Genomic DNA, 1,954 nt, shown 5'->3' with positions numbered 1-1,954 from the left:
TTGTGTACGCCCAGCATGGGCATGAACTAATGAGGTGAAAGTCCTCTGTAGGAAGGTCACCGTTCAATAACATGCTGTTATTAAACGTTAACTACTAGCGAATGGCAAGGGCTTATCCGCGAGGATTGGTCTGAAGGAAGCCGCTAGCAAATTTGCGAGCTGATGAACAAGAACATCATATGAGGCGTAGGCTAGAGGTGAGTTGGCACAAGACGACGAAACCACGTGATCTAATGGCCACCGTAAAGGATGCAGCAGTGCAAAGAAAGTTCATGTTCTTATCTGGGGAGATCTGCTTAACACGCGATCGGTCAATAACCAGTAAGGCTCTGGTCTATTAAGTGCCTTGGCTTTTCAATCTCATCGACTGAAAAGAGCGAACCAGATGAAAACCGATAGCGCATGACGGGGTAACTCGGTATGTGATTAAGCAGAAGTCAGCAGACGGCATAGTAGCCCAACGCCCATCGTAATGGTTGGGATATGGTGAAGGCCTGAACATTTAGAAGAAGGAGGAGTCTTGTCAAACTTGTCGATACCCACTACGTCGCCAGACGATTACTATCGGCAGCGTATTGATATGCAACCGGCCTTCAACAGCGATTTATTCCAACAACTACTCGAACCTGAAAATCTACACCGAGCTTGGCGTCAAGTTAAAGCCAATAAAGGCGCGGCTGGCATCGATGGCATGACTATCGAAGCCTTCCCGCTTTGGATGCAACAAGGCGGTTGGCAACGGTGTAAATCTCTACTGGAACGAGGTGAATATAACCCTTCAGCAGTCAGACGCGTAGAGATCGACAAACCCGATGGCGGTAAACGCAAACTGGGTATCCCTAACGTCATTGATCGTGTGATACAGCAAGCTATTGCTCAAATTCTCACGCCGTTGTTTGACCCTTTCTTCTCGGCTAATAGCTTCGGCTTTAGACCGAATAGGAATGCCAAACAAGCGGTCTTGCAAGTCAGAGATATCATCAAACAGAAGCGCAAATTTGCCGTCGATGTTGATCTGTCCAAGTTCTTTGATCGAGTAAATCACGACCTGTTGATGACTCAATTGAGGATCAAGGTACAGGATAAGCGTCTGCTGGCGCTTATTGGTAAATACCTGCGAGCTGGTGTGATGGTCAGCGACCAATTTGAAGCAAGCTTCGAAGGCGTGCCTCAAGGCGGCCCACTCTCGCCATTACTCTCTAACATTATGTTGGACAGTCTTGATAAAGAGCTGGAAAGCCGAGGGCACAAATTCGCCCGCTACGCGGACGACTTTATCATTTTGGTAAAGTCTATTCGAGCGGGAGAGCGGGTACTCAAGAGTATTACTCGCTACCTTGCCACTAAGCTAAAACTGGTTGTTAATGAACAGAAAAGCCAAGTGGTAGAGGTAGGTCAAAGCAAGTTCCTCGGTTTTACCTTTAACCGCGGGAAGATCCAGTGGCATGCTAAAACATTACACATTTTTAAACAAAAGATGAAACGCCTGACGAACCGAAATTGGGGCGTTAGCATGGGATATCAATTGTTTAAAGTACGGCAATACATGCAAGGCTGGATCAACTACTTTGGCATAGCCAACGCTTATCAAGGGTGTGTCGATTTAGACCATTGGATCCGTCGTCGAGTGCGTATGTGCTACTGGCGTCAGTGGCGAAAACCGCGGACTAAGGTACAAAACTTACTTAAACGTGGCGTCAGGATCCAAGCTGCCGTTGCTTGTGGGATCACAAGTAAAGGCCCATGGCGGAGCTCGAAAACACCAGGAATACAGCAAGCGCTGAGTAATGAGTATCTTAAGAAAGCAGGATTGTATTCACTGAGAGATGGATGGATCGCGGTTCACTATCCGAACCAGAAAACAGGTTAGGCGTTCTAAATGAACCGCCCTGTGCGGAGCCGCATGCAGGGTGGTGTGGGGGCTGGAGGCTAGATACCTCCGGCTACCCGATTA

The 1,954-nt window shown here is 47.9% G+C and carries 1 protein-coding gene; it reads left to right on the top strand.

Features of this window, described 5'->3' with window-relative positions:
- Positions 1–520 precede the first annotated feature (520 nt).
- A complete protein-coding gene (gene ltrA / locus AAA952_RS22185) occupies positions 521–1,870 on the top strand; it encodes a group II intron reverse transcriptase/maturase (RefSeq protein WP_338259672.1) in 1,350 nt (449 codons plus the stop codon).
- Positions 1,871–1,954: the final 84 nt, after the last annotated feature.

It is taken from the genome of Shewanella sp. M-Br (assembly GCF_036245925.1).
In the GTDB taxonomy this organism is placed as follows: Bacteria; Pseudomonadota; Gammaproteobacteria; order Enterobacterales; family Shewanellaceae; genus Shewanella; species Shewanella oncorhynchi.
Note: the sequence above shows the minus strand (reverse complement) of the source record. Positions and strands in the feature narration are given on the sequence as shown.